Origin of the sequence: Enterococcus alcedinis, from assembly GCF_014635985.1 — a bacterium.
Taxonomy (GTDB): domain Bacteria; phylum Bacillota; class Bacilli; order Lactobacillales; family Enterococcaceae; genus Enterococcus_I; species Enterococcus_I alcedinis.
On sequence record NZ_BMDT01000008.1, the window covers coordinates 61,177 to 81,065 of the forward strand.

A 19,889-nucleotide genomic window follows, 5' to 3' on the forward strand; every position below is an offset into this window, starting at 1 on the left:
CGGATGAGATAAAATACTCCGATGGTTTTTGCTTTACTCTAATTGCAAACGATTCTCTTTTTCAAGTCATATCTTATCCGCGAGGTTGGTGATATGGTTAGATTAGATGTAGGAAATGATTGTAGAAGGGGGACAGATAGTATGAATAAAATGAGAGAAAATACGCAATTGATTAGTACTGCAAGTTGTATATTGTTTTTAATCGTGGGATTGCTGATAGAATTTGGTATGGGGTGGCCGTACAGTTGGCTATTTTATCTTCTTTCAGTTGTAACGGGAGGACTTGAAATTGCATGGAATGGTTTGAAGGAATTATTTGCTGAAAAGCATTTTAATGTCGATCTTTTAATGATTTTGGCAGCAGTCAGTGCAGGTCTAATTGGTGATTGGCGCGAAGGGGCATTATTAATTTTTATTTTTAGTTTAAGTCATTTATTAGAAGAGTATACGACCGATAGAAGTGCACGTGAAATTAATCGTCTACTGGATAGACAGCCCAAGAAGGCTCGTAAAATTTTGGCATCAGGGGAATACCTTTTAGTTGAAACAAGTGAATTAATCTTAGGGGATCGTGTAGCGATTTTTAAAGGGGAAAACATTCCAATTGATGGCATTATTTTAGAAGGAGCTTCCGAACTGGATGAGTCGGTGATTAATGGTGAGAGTGTACCACGCTTAAAGACAAAAGGTCAGGAAGTCTTTGGTGGGACGTTAAACTTGGGTGATGCGATAGAAATTCAAGTCAATCGTAAACGTTCAGAAACTGTGATTGCCAAAATTATCGCACTTGTTGAAGAAGCGCAAAATAGCCAAACAAAGACAGAAAGTTTTATTCAACGTATTGAAAATCGCTATGTATTACTGATTGTTTTAGCGGTGCCACTGTCTATTTTGTTTTTCCATTTTGGTTTATCGTGGACTTGGAATGAAAGCATTTATCGAGGAGTGAACTTACTTGTTGTCGCGAGTCCATGTGCTTTGGTCGCAAGTTCGACACCCGCTTTGTTAAGTGCGATTAGTAATGGGGCGCGCCATGGAATGTTATTTAAAGGTGGAACGTATTTAGAAGAGTTGGCAGAGATTAAGAGTCTCTCTTTTGATAAAACTGGGACATTAACCAAAGGCGAGTTCACTGTTACTGATACGTATTGGTCGATTGATGAAGCTCAAATGATTCCCTTTGTTTTAGGTCTCGAAGAAAAAAGTACGCACCCTTTAGCTAAAGGCATTGTGAATCATTGGAATCAAACATTTGTCAGTCAATCGCTTGAAACCGAAGAAATTACAGCGATGGGAATTCAAAGTTTGTATCAAGGTGATACGTATTATATTGGTAAAAAACGCGGAAATACGGTTGAACCTGCAGAATTTTTGACTTGGAAACAGCAAGGGAAAACGGTTATCTATGTTGAAAAAAATCATGAACTTGTTGGCGGAATCGCCTTACTCGATACCTTAAACACAAACGCCAAAGAGGCGATTCAATATTTTAACCAACAAGGCATTCATACGGTGATGTTGACAGGTGATAATTCCTACACAGCAGAAACGATTGCTAAAGAAGCAGAACTATCCGAATACTTTGCGGAGTTGTTACCAGCTGAAAAAGTGGCGCATGTTAAAAATCAAAAAGACCTTTACGGTAAAAATGCGATGGTTGGTGATGGTGTCAATGATGCGCCGGCACTTGCAACGGCAACCATTGGGATTAGCATGGGTGAAGGGACAGATGTTGCAATAGAAGTTTCTGACGTAGTAATCATGGAAAATAATTTGGCGAAACTTGTTTATATGCATCGCCTTTCGAAAAAAATGAAACGTATCATTAAACAAAATATCATCTTTAGTGTTACCGTGATTTTAACGTTAATTATTTTGAATTTAATGCAAAAATTAACGATTCCTTTAGCGGTGATCGGTCATGAGGGAAGCACGATTCTAGTGATATTAAATGGGTTGCGACTGCTTAAAGATGGAAAGGGCTCTTAACAAAGTAAAGAGTGAGCAAATAACCTTGGACAAATGAATAAGTAATCACTTATAATAGAATTAGCAAATGAACGTATATTCATATGTACGTTTTGGAGGGATTACTATGTCAGTAAAAACAAAACACCATCATGGAGAGAAACACCATAGTTGCAACCATGAGCATGACCATGGTCAAGTCGCATCAAGTTGTGGACACAATCATAATCATGGAAAATTACCTGTTGTTTTATATTTTATAGGACTTGCTTTTTATTTAATCGCTTTATTTCTACCCGCTACAACGCTAATAACGAATTTATTAATGTTTGTCGCGATGATGACAGCTGGCTATCATGTGATTTTAGAAGGAATCGGTGAAACGATTACTGATAGTTTACGTTTGAAAAAACTTTGGCCAAACGTTCATGTTTTAATGACTTTAGCCGCTATAGGAGCTGCGATTATTGGTGACTTTGATGAAGGAGCACTGCTGATTTTGATTTTTGCAGGTGCCCATTTCTTAGAAGATTATGCTGAGAATCGTAGTAAACGTGAAATTACTTCTTTACTAAAAATGAATCCGACCGAAGCACGTCTAATAAAGAGCAACGGAGAAACCACTTTAGTCGCAGTTGAAACCTTAAAAATAGGGGATCAACTACAAATTTTGCCAGGGGATCAAATTCCCACAGATGGTGTGATTGTTTCTGGTGGCAGCTTACTCAATGAGTCAACGATTAATGGTGAAAGTATGCCACTTGAGAAAACAGTGGGCGATGATATCTTTGGTAGTACGATTAATGGAAACGGAACGTTTACGATGGAAGTAACGAAAGATTCGTCAGATACGGTCTTTGCCAAAATACTCGCACTAGTTGACCAATCACAACGGAATCTATCGCCGACTGCCACTAAAATTAAAAAGATTGAACCATTATATGTGAATAGTGTCTTGGCTCTCGTACCGTTATTCATTCTAGCAGGTGTTTTCCTTTTTAACTGGGGTTGGTATACGAGTTTTTATCGAGGCATGGTCTTAATGATCTCCGCTTCACCGTGTGCGTTAGCAGCAAGTGCCATTCCAGCCACATTATCTGGTATTTCCAATTTAGCAAAACGCGGCGTCTTATTTAAAGGTGGCAGCTACTTAGCCAATTTAGCCGATATTCAAGTCGTAGCCTTTGATAAAACCGGTACATTAACAAAAGGGAATCCTTCTGTAACTGACGTTTATTTTACGGACCAAGAGAAAGCCGATCATTGGATTGAAATCATTGTATCAATGGAAAAAAGCGCCAATCATCCACTAGCAAAAGCAATATTGAATCATTTTGCTCAAGTCAACCCAATCGATATGGAAGTTCACAATGAAATTGGTAAAGGACTCGTTGCCACATTTGAAAACAAGCAGTACCAGATTGGGAAAAAAGATTTCTTCTCAGATGTTTCGATGGATTTATTAGACAAAGCCAATACGCTAATGGCGGAAGGTAAAAATGTTGTCTTCTTTAGTGAAGAGCAAGTTGTCGTAGGGTACCTAGCAATGATGGACTTGCCGCAAGAATCAGCTAAACAAGTTATTGACTATTTACATAGTCAAAAGATTCAAACGGTGATGATTACTGGTGATGCGCAGACGACGGGTGAAGCTGTTGCAAAATTATTGGGAATTGATGAAGTAAAAGGCAATGTTTTACCTGAAAATAAATACAAAATTGTTGAAGAATTGCAACAGAAATATGGGAAAACAGTCATGATGGGTGACGGAATTAATGATGCCCCGGCACTTGTTAAATCAGATATCGGTTTTGCAATGGGGGATGGAACAGATGTTGCAATCGATGTAGCGGATGCTGTTATTATGAAAAATGACTTAACCCGCTTTAAAACAGCTCATCAAGTAGCTAAAAAACTCGATAAAGTAGTTTGGCAAAACATCGCATTTTCAATGTTTATAGTGGTTTTACTAGTTGCTTTAAATTTCTTAGGTAAAATCGATATTGGAATTGGTGTCTTAGCACATGAAGGTAGTACGATTGTCGTATTACTAAATGGCTTAAGGTTATTAATACCAATTCAAGAATAACTTAAAAAGCACACTTTCAATTGTAATGATTGAAAGTGTGCTTTTTAGATTGGGCTGTTCTTCATGAGTAATGATTCGGTAATAAGGTGCTCATGAGATGGCCTCTATTTAATCATGTGTAAACTGGCTGGTATGTTTTTTGAGTTGGACTGAGATTTCAGTCAGACGATCGACGTGACCAAGGAATTCTTCCATCATTGCGAGCACTTCTTCGGTATTGGCGGAGACTTCTTGTGTTCCAGCTGCGTTTTCTTGTGTTGAAGCAGCGATTGTTTCCAATGTACCTAGTGCAAGATTTTGAATTGAAACAATTTCTTCGGTTGCGTGATGTACGTCTTCAATCTCTTCAACTAATGAATGGTTTCGTTTAAAGACTTCTATTGAAGAAGCAATCGCTTGGCTAATTAGTTGTGATTGCTTTTCACCACCTGTTAATGAAGCAGTTGTTTGCTCTAACATTCGTTGTGATTGACGTTGAATCGTCGTAATAATTTCTTCAATTTTTTGGGTAGAGTCCTTACTTTTTTCTGCTAATTGACGAATTTCTGTTGCCACGACCGAAAATCCACGGCCATATTCACCAGCCCGAGCCGCTTCGATTGAGGCATTTAAGGCTAGTAAGTTGGTTTGGTAAGAAATATCGTTAATGACTTGGATAATTTGGTTAATATTTTGAATATTGGTATTCATCTGATTCATATCCGTTGTTAAAGTATCAAGATGAGTGAGTTCATTTTGCCAGTTAATATTAACCTGGTCCATGATGGACATGTTTTCTTCGTTCATCCCTAAAGATTCCTGTGATTGAATATTCATCGAAGCGATATTTTTTAAGAGCGTATCAATAATTAGTGATAAGTTCTGGATATTTTCTACGCTACTTGAGGTTTCTTTCGCTTGTATGCTTGTAACATTTGCGATGCCTGTAATCATTTCAGCCGCTTCTTCAGTGGCTAAGTTTGTTTGTTGAGATAATTCTAACAAAGAATGAGACATGGTTGAAATCCCATCACTTTCTTTTTGAACGCGAGTAATTAAATCACAAACGGAATCAATCATCTGGTTATATTTATCAACTAAACGTTGAATTTCGTTTCCTTGTGGGTCACCATAGACAGAACGTTTAGCCCAACTACTAATTGAAAAACGACTCTCATTCGTATCAACTAAACGGAAAATATGTTTTAGTCGTCCTTGGCTAATTTGTTCAAAACGTTTGGTTAAGATGAGTAAAGTTTCTCTAATGAAAACAATCATTGCAATAGCAATAAAAATTGTAACAGTCATCATGACAACTAAAACGATGGCAGAAGAGACAACTAAGCTTTTGATTTCTCGATCATATTCCGTTTTCCCTAGGCTAACAAGCGCCCAATCCGTGCTACCATTCATTCCTTTATCGAAGTAGTAGCCAGAAAGAGAAGCATGGGAATTACCGAGTGAAATGAAGCCAGTTAATTCTGGGGAGTCAACAATTTGCTGAAAGAAGACTTCCTTACTTAAATCTTCTCCAATTTGACTGCGGTCAGAGGCACTAATGATGACACCTGTATTTGAAATTAAAGAAACATTCCCAGTTCGACCAACGCTAAGATTGCGGACGACGTTATCGACATTTTTATAAGAAACATCGACGGCTAAAACGTTCCACTCTGCATTGCGATTCCGAAAGGCTTTGGCAACAGTAATAATTTGTTCATTTTTCTCACCTGAAATGTAAGGGTCCGTACGATAAAATTTACCCTCATAATCCAACGCTTTTTCATACCAGTCCAGTGAATAGGGGTGGTAATCAGCTGGAACGGGGTTAAAAGTCGCATATTGACCATTTTCATTGGCTAGAACTAATTGCTTGATATTCATATCACCAATTGCAGAGGTTTGAATGTCGCGTTGCACTTCTTGTTTATTAAAAGTTGTTTTAAAAGAATCGAGTTGTAACATATCATCGATTCGTATATCAATTGCATTGAATAGTTCATTCCGAACTTGTAAAACAGTCTTTGTACTAATTTCTTGTGAAGTTTTATTCCGTTCTTCAATTAAATTCATAGAGCTTCGAATCGAAGAAAAGAGCATCGCGAGAATTGGTAAGAGCGCACTTAATACTAAAATCGTCATAATGATCGGCATAATACTTTTTTCACGCGGTGTATTTTTTCGCTTCAATTTGGGTAATTTTTTCAACAAATGGTTCATGGTGTCATCCTTTCTGCATTACCTAAAAATAAAACATACATTAATCTCAATCGGTTTACTATCATCCGGTTTTAATAGTGAATGGCAATAAAATAACGGTTTATTTTTAAATTTGAACGAATGAAAGCCATTATGCAGTAAAATACACGCTATCGGTACATCAGATTCTAAAAAGAGAAAAAACAGCCTTAATAAAAATACGATGGGCAGCTGATTTAATAAAGGGGATTTACTACATTGTTAATATCCAAAAAAGTAGACAATGACAAAAGCCATCGTCTACTTTTAATAAATGATTTCAATGAAATTAGTTGGTCATTTCAAATTGATCGGTTAGTTGCTTTAAGCCAACTGAAATGGTTCGTAATTCATCGACATGTCCTATGAATTCTTCCATTGTTGCAAGTACTTCTTCAGCATTGGCAGAAACTTCTTGTGTACCAGCAGCATTTTCTTCCGTTGAAGCAGAAATGTTTTCTAAGTTCTCTGATACAATTTGTTGAATACCAATCATGCGCTCCATTGCTTCTTGAATCTGTTCAACACCTGTAATTAAAGTGTTGTTTCGATTGAAGACTTCTAATGAGGAAACAATCGCATCTTGAATGAGTTGTGATTGTCTTTCACCACCAGAAAGGGATTGAGACGTTTGTTGTACCATTTGATTGGATTGTGCTTGAATTTTATCAATAATACTTTCGATTTCAATCGTTGAGTTTTTACTTTGTTCAGCTAATTGGCGAATTTCTGTCGCAACAACCGCAAAACCTTTACCAGATTCACCTGCACGCGCCGCTTCAATCGAGGCATTTAGTGCAAGTAAGTTTGTTTGATAAGAGATATCGTTAATCACGTTAATAATCTTATTAATGTTTTGAATATTATGGTTCATACCACTCATATTATCCATCAGTTCACCCATGTGGGTTAACTCGCTATTCCAGTTAATATTGACCTGATCCATAATTTCCATACTTTGTTGGTTAATCGTAATCGATTCTTGTGATTGTTCGTTCATCGTCACGACATTTGTTTGCAATTCATAAATAACATCGGATAAGTTTTGAACTTGCGTTACGCTACCTTCTGTTTCTTGTGCTTGTGAACTCGTCACGGCAGCAATGCCACTAATGGTTTCAGCAACTTCTTCTGTAGCACTGTTTGTTTGTTTCGATAAATCAAACAATGAATCAGACATGGTCGCCACATGTTTACTTTCGCCTTGAACTTGTTGAATAATCTTACGAATTGAGAGAATCATTTGATTGTATTGATTTGCTAGACGTTGAATTTCATTACCGTCTGCTTGCGGAAGTGCAAAACGCTCAGCCAAACGTTTTAAAGAAAATCCGACTTTATTTGATTTTTCCGTATTGTCAGATAAGCTAGCATCTGTAATTAGATTTAACTTTCCTTGACCAATTTGGTCAAATTGATTCATAAAGACAAAAATCATCGTTCGAACAAGATAGACAACAAGAAAGGCAATCGCAGCAACAAGTCCAAGCATAACTAGTAGCACAATACCAGAACTGATTAACAGGGAACGGGTCTCATCATCATATTCACTCTTATCAATTCGGATAAATGCCCAAGTATTCCCATCACTTGGTCCTTTATCAAAGTAAATATCAGCGGCACCACCAGTATCGCCATCTGATTCACCATACTCTAGGAAACCGGTTGAATCTTTCGATGATTTAATATCTTGGAAATATTTTGCATCGGTGACATTATCACCAATCGTTTCGGCTTGAGAAGAACCAATAACAATTCCAGTATCAGAAACAAGATAGATGCGTCCAGTATTTCCGACGGTCAGAGTTGTTAACAAATCATTGACACTATTGTAGGAAATATTCACTCCTAACACACCCCATTCGCCTTCATCATTGACAAAAGCACGGGTAACCGTGTTAATGTAGCCAGTACCATCAGCGGATTCAAAAGGTTCGGTGCGAATCGTTGTCCCTTTATTTTCCATTGCCAGTTGATACCAAGGGCGAGTCCTTGGATCAAACCCACTGGTTTGAGGAGTTAATGAACTAAATTTTCCATCTTCGGTTGCAAAAGTGATTTGTGTCATATTGGATGAATCAACACCGAGATAAGGCAAAACCTCACTAATTTTTTTATGATCAAATTTCTTAGTGAAAATCGGCATTTGAATCATCTTTTCAATACTTCCATACGTTTGCATGAAGATATCTTCTTTGGCATTTAAAATGGAAAGAGCGCTGCTTCGTTGACTTTCGTGATTCCGATCTTTTAGTAAGCTCGTTGAAGTTCTCAGAGATGTAAAAAACATAGCCAAGATAGGGAGCAATGCAATCAGCATTAAAGTTAGGGCAACGGCGGTTCCAATACTTTTTGTTCTTGTTTTTGTTTGAACCTTCTTCATAATGTAGCTTTTCCTTTCTGATAGACACTTTGATATTTTTTGAAGCGTAAAGTGAAAAAAATGTAATCACTTGATATAGTAGACTATCGGATTAGAAACAAAGAACTTAAAGAAGCAAGTTGTATTCAGATAAAAATAGACAAAAAATCCCCCCTAGTAGTAACGAGAAGAATTCCTACTAGGGGGGACAGTATTCAATTATTATTTTTAGTCTAAATCAAATTGTTCAACTAATTGGTTGAGTGTGTTTGAAATGTGGTGTAATTGGTTCATGTGACCTGTTACTTCCTCCATTGTAGCTAAAACTTCCTCAGTATTTGCTGAAACTTCTTGTGTACCTGCTGCATTTTCTTCAGTCGAGGCAGCAATCGTTTCGAGATTTTCTAGCACAGATCGTTGAATGGCAACGATTTGTTCGGTCGATTGTTGAATTTTTGTCATTTCATTGACAATTTCATTATTCTTATCAAAGACATCATCAGAAGAAGCAATCGCTTGATGGATTAAAATCGATTGTTTTTCGCCGCCTGCTAGAGAAGACGACGTCTCATCAACCATTTCTTGTGATTTGACTTGAAGATCTTGAATGATTGATTCGATTTCTTCGGTTGAATTTTTACTTTGTTCTGCTAATTGACGAATCTCAGAAGCAACAACCGCAAAACCTCGACCAAACTCACCAGCACGAGCGGCTTCAATCGAAGCATTCAACGCAAGTAAATTGGTTTGATTTGAAATGTCATTGATGACATTAATAATCTTGTTAATGTTTTGGATACTGTTATTCATATCACCCATGTTGTTTACTAGTGAAGAAAGGTGAGCGAGTTCAGATTTCCAGTTGGCATCAACGTCATTCATAATTTGTTTGTTTTCGGTATTAATGACAGTCGATTCTTTGGTGTGTTGATCCATCGATTCCAAATTACTTGTAAGTTCAGAGACAACATTTGATAATTGTTGGACTTGGTGAACGCTGTTTTCTGTTTCAATGGCTTGCGAACTAGTTGCTTCAGCGATACCAGCAATCATATTAGCGGCATCATCAGTCGCAATATTTGCCTGTTTTGATAACTCGACTAGGGAATCAGCCATCGTTGAAACGGTCTGACTCTCAGAATGAACGTTTCGAATCATCTGGCTAACTGCTAGAATCATTTCGTTGTATTTGTCTACTAGGCGTTGAATTTCGTTTCCAAAAGCATCAGGATAAACCATTCTTCGAGCGAAGCTAGTGACTGAGAAACGTTTATCGTTTTGTGTGTTCGGATGACCAATTGTATTTAATGCACCTTGGCTCGCTTGATCGAATCGAGCGATAAAAATCGTAACGATTTGTTTAACGAGTATGACAATAAAGCCAATCGTTAATATCACAAGAATCGACATTACGATAACAACAGCGAAGGACGAATAGACCAACGATTTTGTTTCAAGTGCATATTCATCGGATTTCAAGTTAATAAATGCCCAAGAAGAACTTGCGCCAGGACCCTTATCAAAATAAATTTGATCGGTATCCGGTGTATCAACTGCTTGGATAAAACCGGTGCGTTCAGAAGATTCGACAATTTTTTTGAAATCATCAAAAGTGGATAAATCCGAACCAACAGCTGCAGAATCATCGGCACTAATGACACGGCCGTCATCAGACACGAGCCATAAACTACCCGTACGACCAACACTTAAGTTTTCAATTAAATTATCGACATTTTTGTAAGAGATATCGATTGCAATCGCACCCCATGAGCCATCTTTCTTTTGAAAAGCTTTAGCAGCTGTCGCAAAGTAGTTTGTACCATCACTACTTAAAACGGCGCGAGCACGGAAAAAGGAGTCTTTGTCATTAAAAACAGGAATCGACCAATTGCTAAGCAACTCTTTATCACGAATATCTGAGTCAAAGGCAGAGACACTTTTCCCAGATTCAGTCATATAAATAATGTCTAAAACATTCGTATCTCCAGTTGCTGCAGCAATCAATGTATCCTTCATTGACTTGTTACTTGAATTATTTTGGAAAGTTTCAAGTTGGATTAATTCATCGATTTTGTCTTCTGTTGCATCGAAGATTTCTTCTTTCATACCAATCAAGGCTTCTCCGGCACTGACTTGGGCAGCTTTGTTTCGTTCAATTAATAAATTTCTTGAAACGGTAATCGAACTGAATGTCATTGCCAAAATAGGGAGTAGAGCAAGTGATGCTAAAATAAGTGCAATAAAAACAGAGATGCTCTTCTCTTTTTTATTGATTTGAGTGGGGGTAGTAATTTTCAAAATATCATCCTTTCGTGTGTCTGTAAAAACTGACCACGAAATTTATCGGCCAAATTTTAAATGCATTCAACCCTACAAAAAACTATTTGGACGTTTATTTCGTAATTAAGTGTCAAAATAGTTTTATATTTTTGTTTTATGGGTTATTTGATACGTTAAAATGCGCGACAAGTTTTTTCAAGCCATCAGCTAGTTCATGTAGTTCTCGTACATGACCCGTGAATTCTTCCATTGTTGCTAAGACTTCTTCTGAGTTGGCCGACACTTCTTGTGTTCCTGCAGCATTTTCTTCCGTTGAAGCGGAGATACTTTCGAGATTTTCACGAACGGTATCTTGAATCGTAACAATTTCTGTTGTTGCCGATTGAATGTCTTCAATGCTATTAATAAAGGTGGTGTTTCGTTGAAGGACATTATTTGACGCTGTAATCGCATCTTGAATCAATTCAGATTGTTTTTCTCCACCTTCAAGTGAGAGCGTAGTTTTAGCAACCATTTCTGTGGATTGATTTTGAATCATTGAAACAATGCTTTCGATTTCTAAAGTAGATTTCTTACTTTGTTCTGCCAATTGACGAATTTCTGTCGCAACGACGGCGAAACCTTTACCGAATTCACCTGCACGTGCAGCCTCAATCGAAGCATTTAAAGCTAACAAGTTTGTTTGATAAGAAATATCATTGATGACTTGGATTATTTTACCAATATCTTGAATACTTGTATTCATTCCGTTCATATTGACCACTAAGCCATTCATTTGAGCCAATTCTTGTTGCCAGTTGTTATCAACTTCTTCCATGAATTGCATACTTTCCTGGTTCATTTGTAGCGATTCTTGTGATTGACTATTCATAACGGAAACATTATTCATTAATTGATTAATAATCGTTGATAGTTGTTGAACTTGATAGACACTTGCTTCTGTTTCCTGCGCTTCAGCGCTCGTAACGTCAGCAATTCCAGTAATTGTTTCGGTAATTTCTTCTGTGGCAGATTTCGTTTGATCAGATAACTCAAGCAGGGAATCAGCCATCGTTGCTACGTGGACACTTTCTGTCATAACACGCGTGATGACAGAACCGATATCTGCAATCATCTGGTTATAAAGTGCAATCAGACGATGGATCTCATTCCCGTTTTCATCGGCATAAACGAAACGTTGTGCCCAAGAACGGACAGTGAAACGACCGGTATCTTCAGCTGTTAAACGTGAAATCATCCGCAAATTCCCGTGTCCGATGTCTTCCAAACGGCCACCTAATACTTGAAGGATTTGACGAACGAGAGCAATGACGATGTAGTTAATCAAAACAATGAAAATTAAAATAATGACTAAAATCGCCAAAGCCGATAAGAACAGTGCGCGATTTTCTTGAGCAAACTCGCTTTCAGCCATACTAATCATGACGAAGGATTCGGTTGGTATTTCTCCTTTATCGAAAAATAAGTAAGCACCGTTCTGACTTTGATCAGAATATTCACCCATGCGTTCCTTGCTATTACTCATATCACTGAAATTTGGCAATTCCGCAAAGGATTCACCAATTAAGGATTCATCATTGGCACTAATGATAAGTCCTTCGTTTGAAACGAGAAAAATTTGGCCTGTACGACCAACAGAGAGGTTTTGAACAACGTCGTCGACATTCTCATATGAAAGGTCGGCACTGATGACTCCCCACTCACCAGCAGCGTTTTGAAAAGCTTTTGCAATCGTTGTGACGTATTGGTTTGTGTTGATGTCTAAGTAAGGGGAGGTACGGATTAATGTCCCTTTACTCGCCATCGCTTCGGTATACCAAGGACGTGAGGTCGGATCAAAATCGACGGGTGCATCACCAACTGTTGCGAATGCGCCTTTATCTGTTGTAAAAATGATATCTGCAATCGATGAATCCCCAGCAATTGCTAGAGCCATACTGTTTTCCATTTGATCTATCTGGAATTTTTCAGCAAACAGTGGTAAAGCTAGTAACTCATTTAATTTATTTTCAGCTGTCTCATAAACCGATTCTTTTACTTCAAGAATCGTTTGAGAAGCACTTTTTTGCGAAACTTTATTTCGCTCCACTAATAGATTGTTTGAAACTGTGAGTGAACTAATCACCATGGCCAATACAGGTAATAGAGCGACCATTGTTAGGAGCAACCCAAGATATATCGCGATACTTTTTTGTCTTTTTTTCATTTGTCCTCTTCCTTATCATTTAGAATTAGTAACTGTTGGACAAGTTTCCTACTATAGAACTCTTCCTTCCCAAGGGAATAAGCTCTCCTTTCTTGTCCTTTTTCTGGAAATGTTAAAAAGATCCCCTACAAAAATACTTTCCGTGACTTTTATCGGATAAAAACAAACAAGTTTAAATAGTAAGTTACTAAAAAGTTAAAAATAAACATTCATTAGAACCTTTAGAATAAAAGAAGTAAAAATCAAGTGTCGATCAATATAGAAGTATGTGAAATATTTAATTATGATAAAAATCTTATAATGAAGAAAAAAAAGAGGCGTAAAAAATGGAATGTTCGTCTTTATATGCTTTTTTTTAGTGAAAAATCATGAAAAGAATCATAAGATTTTCATGAGAGCTATTAATTTTTTTGTATAAACAACGATGTTAATAAGGTGTGAGTAGAAAAAAAGAGAATAAAATGAAAAAACACAGAGAAAAAAGCGCTTATTTTCCAGTTTATGAATTTAGGGTGAGAGTTGATTAGAAACTTCAAATAAACATGCGATGCGATAGAGAAAATGAGTTTTTTTATATTTTTAGAGTTGTATATTAATTAAAAGTTTATTATACTGGGTCAGTATTTGTAAAAGGCGAACTTTTTATAATAGTTCTAAACAAGGAGCAATTTGTAATAATAAAAAAACTATTAATAAGAGAAGAGAGTATAGGAGGGAATAGCATCAAAACTTACGACTTATTAAAAACAGCACTGAACGTTTCTTCAACGAGAGCGAATTTAATTTCGACGAACATTGCGAATGTCAATACCGATAATTATAAAGGTAAACGCATTGAATTCGAAACCAACTTAAAGGAAGCAATGGATAAAAAACAATTTAAACTAATAACTACTCATCCCAAACACCTAGGAAGGCCTGACCAAAACTTAGAACCCCGTATTACATCGAATAACCAGACAAGTCTTAAAGAAAATGGTAACAATGTGGATTTAGACATCGAGATGGTCGATCAAGCAACAAACGGCCTCTACTACCAAGCGTTAACGGCTCAAATGAATGGACGTTTGAAAATGTTAAATTACGTAACAACCCATTAGAACAGAGCAGACTTGTGAAGGAGAGAACAATAAATGAGTATTTTTACTGGATTGAATATTAATGCAAGTGGTTTAGCACTAGAAAGATTAAAGTTAGATACAATTTCTACCAATATTGCGAATGTTAATACACATCAGACAGAAAACGGCGAAGCTTATCGTCGCAAAACAATTGATTTTTCTGAAAGTTTGAAAAATGTTCAAGCAACACAACAAGGTCTTAAAACAGAAAAAATGAGTTTTGGTGTTAAGGTAAATCAGATCCGTGAAGATCAGACCGAAAATTTAAGTTACGATCCAACGAATCCAAATGCGGATGAAGATGGCTATATCGCACTATCGAATGTCAATACAGCCGATGAAATGGTAGCGATGATAGAGGCGTTACGTACATATGAAGCGAATGCATCATCGTTAGAAGCAAACAAATTAATTTTGCGTAAGGCATTAGAAATTTCCAAAGACTAATCAATAATGGAGGAACGACGGCATGAACGGGATAAATTACACGAATCAACTATTAGATTATCGCAATAATTTACAAGAAACAGGAATGAGTCCAGTCGCTACACCGGTACAGACCGATGAGCGAGGTTTAACATTCAGTGATTATATGGGAGATGCGTTTTCGAAATTAGAAGACAAAGTAACGGTGATGGATCAAGATACGAAAAATGTCATCACTGGTGGAGAAACTGACTTAGCTCAAGTAATGATTCATATGACTGAAGCACAATTGATGCTTCAAACCGCAACACAAATTCGTAACAAATGTTTAGAAGCTTATAACGATGTAAAGAATATGCAATTTTAAAGATGAGGGGAATTAAAAGTGATGGTTGCCAAGCTAAAAGATGGAATAGAACAACTGAAATATAAATGGCAAGAACTGAGCTCACTCGTAAAAAAGTCGATTATTTTATTTGCAATAAGTGCCGTTTTTATAGGTGGATTTCTCTTTTACCTTGCAACTAAAGTCGAGTATGGTGTCCTATTTACTGATTTAAATTCAGTCGATGCAGGAGTGATTACGCAGGACTTAAAAGAAAAGAAAATACCATACCAATTAACAGACAATGGAACGACTGTGTTAATTGCGAAAGATTCAATTGATGAATACCGTATAGAATTAGCGGTTGATGATAAGTTACCGGATAGTTCAAGTGGTTTTGAATTATTTGACGGTGCAAGCATCATGACTACTGATGAAGACCGTAAAATTATGTATCAACGAGCATTAACAGGTGAACTGCAACGAGCAATTAGCTCTTTGGAAGGGGTTCAAAAAGCCCAAGTCATCTTATCGACACCTGATGACGATTTGTTTTCAGAGAATCAAAAAGAAGCAACAGCGTCGATTGCTTTGACGGTCAAAACAAACTTAGATGAAGCATCGGTTCGGGGAATTGTTGCTTTAACCGTTGGTGCCGTTGAAAATTTGAAAGCTGAAAATGTTCAAATCGTTGACCAAAATGGTCGGATTTTAGTTCAAGCTGAAGACGAAAATGATTTAATTGGTAATGTAAATGATAAATTCATGTTGTTAAAACGTAACTACGAAGAAACATTAGAAAAGAAAGTAGCGAATTTATTAGAACCAATTTATGGTGTTGGGAAGGCGAAGGTTTCAATTAACGTGGACCTCGATTTTGACTCCAAAGAAAGCACAACTACAAAGTATGCCAATCCTGAAGTTCGCAGTGAAAATATTGAGGCGACAGGTAGTGGCGATGATATCGAACGTGCGCAAACGGGACAAGTTAATGATAACGTTTCAAATGTCACAGGTGGCGAAGAAGAGCGTTCAAGCAGCTACAGTCGTAGTATTAATAATGAACTAGACACTGAAACAACGACGGTTATTAGTGCACCAGGAACGATTCGTCGCATGACTAGCTCAGTTGTTGTCAGTGCCGATATTCCAGAAAATATCCGAAGAGAGCTAGAAGCATTGATTGCTTCTGCTGTAGGATTTGACGAAGCGCGTGGCGATCAAATTGCCGTTCAAGGCATGGACTTCTGGCAAGACAATGCCGTTGGCGAAGAGCCGAAGAAAGGAAACACGCCAATGACTATTACTTTAGATAAATTACTCATGTATTTCGTCGTAGGATTAGCCGTTACTTCACTTATATTAATTAGTGCCCTTGTTTACGTACTATTAAAACGTAGAAATGAAGCACAAGAAAGTTTCATTGTTGAAGACGAAACAGACGTTGATAGTGATACGTTGCAAGATGAATTCGAAGAAACAGTTCCAGTTGTGGCTGACTTCTACGGTGATGACGAAACGCTTGAAACAGAAGAAGAATTCAAGCAAGCTCTGGAAGAAGCAGCGCAAGAAGAAAAAATTAAAGTACAAGATCAAAAAGATCGACAAGCAAAACAATACGCTGGTGATAACCCAGAAGTTGCAGCAGAACTTATCAAGTCATGGTTAAAAGACATTAAATAAACGGGGAGTGAAAAAAATTTGGATACATTGGATACATCAATTGAAGGAATAAAAAAAGCCGCCATTTTATTAATTTCCTTAGGTTCAGAAACATCTTCAAAAATTATGAAGTTACTCCCTGAAAGTGTGATCAAACAAGTTAGTTATGAAATTGCTAACATTGATTTCGTTAGTCCAGAACAACGCGATCAAGTGTTAGAAGAATTTGTTGCAACATCGACAGCACGTCGTTACGTTTTAGACGGTGGGATTGATTATGCTAAAGATCTATTGCATCAAGCATTAGGACCACAACGAGCAAAGGAAGTCCTTGATGTCTTAACTCAGATTCAACTAAGAGAGCGTCCATTTAATGTTGCTAGAAAAGCAGACACACAACAATTGACCAACGTGTTATTAAATGAGCATCCACAAATTGTGGCTTTAATTTTATGTTATATGCAACCAGAAAAAGCTGCCAATATTTTGGCGCAGTTTCCTGGTAACTTACAAGTTGAGATTGCTGAAAGGATTGGTACGATTTCAAGTACCTCTCCAGCTGTGATCGCTAAAATCGAAACAGTTATCGAAAATCGCTTCTCGAATTCAGTTGAAAGTGATACGGAAAATGTGGGTGGTGTGAATACACTTGTTGATATCCTGAACTCGGTTGGACGCAGTACAGAGAAGAACATCTTAACTGACTTAGAAAGTCGTCAACCAGAATTATCTAATGAAATTAAAGCAAGTCTCTTCACCTTTGAAGATATTATCGGCCTCGACCGTTTGGATGTTCAAAAAGTCTTGCGCGATGTGGAAAACAGCATGTTAGTGCTTGCACTTAAGGGTACAACGGAAGATATTCGTCAGTTTATCTTTGGGAATTTATCAAGTCGTGCAGTTGAAAATATTAAAGAAGAAATTCAATTTATGGGACCAACACGCTTGTCTGCGATTGAGGAAGCACAGCAACACGTGGTATCTGTCATCCGTCGTTTAGATGAAACGGGCGAGATTTATATTGGAAGAGGGGAACAGGATGCAGTGGTTAAGTAAGAGTGTCATTAAAGATATTCAAGTAGATGGCGCACAAAATGCGACATCGATTATCACTGAGGTGCCAGTCATACCTGTAACCCCAAAAACAGTTGGTGAAATGCCCGACTTTGAGAGTCTTGAGAAGAAACGGCAATTTCTACAAGAAAAAGAAGCAAAAGAGCGTTTAAAACAAGAGCAAAAAGAACGTGAAGCACGCATGCAAGCTGAAATGGAACAACTCGCACAGTTAAAAGAACAAATGTTAAGTGAAGCACATGCACAAGTCGCACAAATGCAAGAAGAAGCGCAACGCGAAAGTGAAAAATTAAAAGAAACCGCTTATAAAGAAGCTTATGCCAAAGGTGAAAAAGAAGGTTATGCGACCGGATTTAATGAAGGCATGGAGCAAGCTAAGCAAGAAGGGCAGTCAATCGTTGCAATTGCACGATCGAATGTTGAAAACTTGTTAGAAGAAAGCCAACAGTACGTCCTTGATAAAAAGAATGAGTGGACGCAAACAAGTGTAGAGATGGCACAGATGTTGATTCAAAAACAATTTGAGCTGGATGAAACGACGATTCTATCTGTACTGGAACCGATGTGGTTAGCGATTGAAGAACCAGATCAATTATTAATTATTCGAACCCATCCTGAACATTTCACTGTTATAAATGAAGAGATGATCAGACGAAAAGCCGAGATTCCGAATTTCCGTTATGCCATCTTGAAGGAACAAAATTATACGCCTTATCAAGTCGAAGTTGAATCGGATGAAATGTTACTAACATTTAATTTAGAAGAAGAGCTGCAACAATTTTTAGAACAACTAAAAAAGGATGAGGCAAATCATGAACTTTGAGTTACCGCTAACCAATTTTATTAAAGTTGCACAACAGCAACGTTTTTATTCACTTTATGGAAAAGTCAGTGAAGTTGTAGGCTTAATTGTAAAAGTTGAAGGTCTAGATTTATTCGTAGGTGAAATCTGTGAAATCTCCATTCAAAATAGTGAGAAAAAGACATTAGCAGAGGTCGTTGGATTCGTCAAAAAAACAGTATTATTAATGCCTTTGGATGAATTAGAAGGGATTGGTCCTGGCTGTTTAGTTAAAGGGACAGGCAAAACCTTAACGATTCGAGTCGATGATCAAATGTTAGGGCATACCTTTGATGGCCTTGGTCGTCCGATGGGACACAATTTAGATATGAGTGATTTTGAAGAATACCCAGTCATGCAAGATTCTCCCGATCCTTTTGAAAGAGAAAATATTTCAACGGTCCTACCAACAGGGGTTCGAGCCATTGATGGCTTACTAACTGTTGGTGAAGGACAACGGTTAGGAATTTTTGCTGGAAGTGGCGTGGGTAAATCGACCTTGCTAGGGATGATTGCAAAGTATTCACAGGCGGAAGTCATTGTGATTGGTTTAATTGGTGAACGTGGACGAGAAGTTAAAGAATTTATTGAAAATGAATTAGGTGAAGAAGGCTATCGTCGTTCGATTGTTGTTTGTGCGACATCCGATGCGCCACCACTTGTTCGTTTAAAAGGAGCCTATGTGGCGACGGCTATTGCTGAGTATTATCGTGACAAAGGGAAAAAAGTGGTCTTAATGATGGATTCCGTGACGCGCTTTGCCATGGCTCAGCGTGAAATTGGTTTGTCAATTGGAGAACCACCGACAACCAAAGGCTACACGCCCTCTGTTTTTACAACACTGCCGAAGTTACTAGAGCGCAGTGGGATGTCAAATAAAGGTTCAATTACCGCTTTTTATACGGTTTTAGTTGAAGGCGATGATATGAATGAACCAATTGCGGATGCGGTGCGTGGAATCTTAGATGGTCATATTATCCTTTCTCGTAAAATTGCCGCTCAAAATCATTATCCTGCGATTGATATTCAAAACAGTCTTAGTCGTTTGATGAAGGCGATTGTTAGTCCAGAACAACATAAGTATGCTGGCGAGTTAAAAGAGAATTTAGCTATTTATCAAGAATCAAAAGATTTAATTGATATAGGTGCGTATAAGTCTGGTAGTAACGCTGTGATTGATTATGCGATTTCACTGCATCATCCGATTAATTACTTCTTACGTCAAAACGTGGATGAGTTTTCAACATTTGATGTGACAACAATGGCATTGAATCAATTATTTTCAGACACAGCAACGAATCGCTGAGTAAAAGAAGGA

At 37.5% G+C, this 19,889-nt stretch carries 13 protein-coding genes; 9 read left to right on the plus strand and 4 right to left on the minus strand.

All coding sequences use genetic code 11. The features are described 5' to 3' along the window. Positions 1 to 141 precede the first annotated feature (141 nt). Together IEV09_RS09040 and IEV09_RS09045 are read left to right on the plus strand one after the other, a co-directional pair. Positions 142 to 1,989, plus strand: coding sequence for a heavy metal translocating P-type ATPase (locus tag IEV09_RS09040; protein ID WP_188367975.1), 1,848 nt, complete (start codon positions 142 to 144; stop codon positions 1,987 to 1,989). 106 nt (positions 1,990 to 2,095) lie between these two features. Then, positions 2,096 to 4,057 carry a heavy metal translocating P-type ATPase gene (locus tag IEV09_RS09045; protein WP_188367976.1) on the plus strand — a complete coding sequence of 654 codons (1,962 nt, stop codon included), beginning with the start codon at positions 2,096 to 2,098 and terminating at the stop codon, positions 4,055 to 4,057. Positions 4,058 to 4,165: 108 nt separating this feature from the next. Here IEV09_RS09045 and IEV09_RS09050 read toward each other — a convergent pair whose 3' ends face one another. The 4 genes from IEV09_RS09050 to IEV09_RS09065 all read right to left on the minus strand — a co-directional run bounded on the left by IEV09_RS09050 (position 4,166) and on the right by IEV09_RS09065 (position 13,122). Then, a complete protein-coding gene (locus IEV09_RS09050; RefSeq protein ID WP_188367977.1) occupies positions 4,166 to 6,256 on the minus strand; it encodes a methyl-accepting chemotaxis protein in 2,091 nt (696 codons plus the stop codon). 307 nt (positions 6,257 to 6,563) lie between these two features. Next, the gene (locus tag IEV09_RS09055; RefSeq protein ID WP_194395501.1) at positions 6,564 to 8,657 is read right to left on the minus strand and encodes a methyl-accepting chemotaxis protein; all 2,094 of its coding nucleotides are present in this window, start codon (positions 8,655 to 8,657) and stop codon (positions 6,564 to 6,566) included. Positions 8,658 to 8,864: 207 nt separating this feature from the next. Continuing rightward, positions 8,865 to 10,934: a methyl-accepting chemotaxis protein gene (locus IEV09_RS09060; RefSeq protein ID WP_188367978.1), complete on the minus strand. Its 2,070-nt coding sequence runs from the start codon at positions 10,932 to 10,934 to the stop codon at positions 8,865 to 8,867. Positions 10,935 to 11,070: 136 nt separating this feature from the next. After that, positions 11,071 to 13,122 carry a methyl-accepting chemotaxis protein gene (locus IEV09_RS09065; protein ID WP_188367979.1) on the minus strand — a complete coding sequence of 684 codons (2,052 nt, stop codon included), beginning with the start codon at positions 13,120 to 13,122 and terminating at the stop codon, positions 11,071 to 11,073. Positions 13,123 to 13,844: 722 nt separating this feature from the next. Between IEV09_RS09065 and flgB the strand changes: the two genes are divergently transcribed. From flgB to fliI, 7 genes are read left to right on the plus strand one after another with little or no spacing between them, the layout of a single operon-like run. Next, positions 13,845 to 14,222, plus strand: coding sequence for a flagellar basal body rod protein FlgB (gene flgB / locus IEV09_RS09070; RefSeq protein ID WP_188368035.1), 378 nt, complete (start codon positions 13,845 to 13,847; stop codon positions 14,220 to 14,222). A gap of 33 nt (positions 14,223 to 14,255) precedes the next feature. Continuing rightward, complete coding sequence (gene flgC, locus IEV09_RS09075) at positions 14,256 to 14,690, plus strand: flagellar basal body rod protein FlgC (protein ID WP_188367980.1); 435 nt, start codon at positions 14,256 to 14,258, stop codon at positions 14,688 to 14,690. A gap of 22 nt (positions 14,691 to 14,712) precedes the next feature. Then, a complete protein-coding gene (fliE, locus tag IEV09_RS09080) occupies positions 14,713 to 15,036 on the plus strand; it encodes a flagellar hook-basal body complex protein FliE (RefSeq protein ID WP_188367981.1) in 324 nt (107 codons plus the stop codon). A gap of 21 nt (positions 15,037 to 15,057) precedes the next feature. Next, positions 15,058 to 16,677: a flagellar basal-body MS-ring/collar protein FliF gene (gene fliF, locus IEV09_RS09085; protein WP_188367982.1), complete on the plus strand. Its 1,620-nt coding sequence runs from the start codon at positions 15,058 to 15,060 to the stop codon at positions 16,675 to 16,677. 27 nt (positions 16,678 to 16,704) lie between these two features. Then, on the plus strand, positions 16,705 to 17,712 hold the full coding sequence (gene fliG / locus IEV09_RS09090) for a flagellar motor switch protein FliG (RefSeq protein ID WP_188368036.1): 1,008 nt from the start codon (positions 16,705 to 16,707) through the stop codon (positions 17,710 to 17,712). Continuing rightward, a complete protein-coding gene (locus tag IEV09_RS09095) occupies positions 17,696 to 18,553 on the plus strand; it encodes a hypothetical protein (RefSeq protein ID WP_188367983.1) in 858 nt (285 codons plus the stop codon). Before fliG ends, IEV09_RS09095 begins: the two co-directional genes overlap by 17 nt. Next, positions 18,543 to 19,877, plus strand: coding sequence for a flagellar protein export ATPase FliI (fliI, locus tag IEV09_RS09100; protein ID WP_188367984.1), 1,335 nt, complete (start codon positions 18,543 to 18,545; stop codon positions 19,875 to 19,877). The genes IEV09_RS09095 and fliI overlap by 11 nt, the downstream gene beginning before the upstream one ends. Positions 19,878 to 19,889 lie beyond the last annotated feature (12 nt).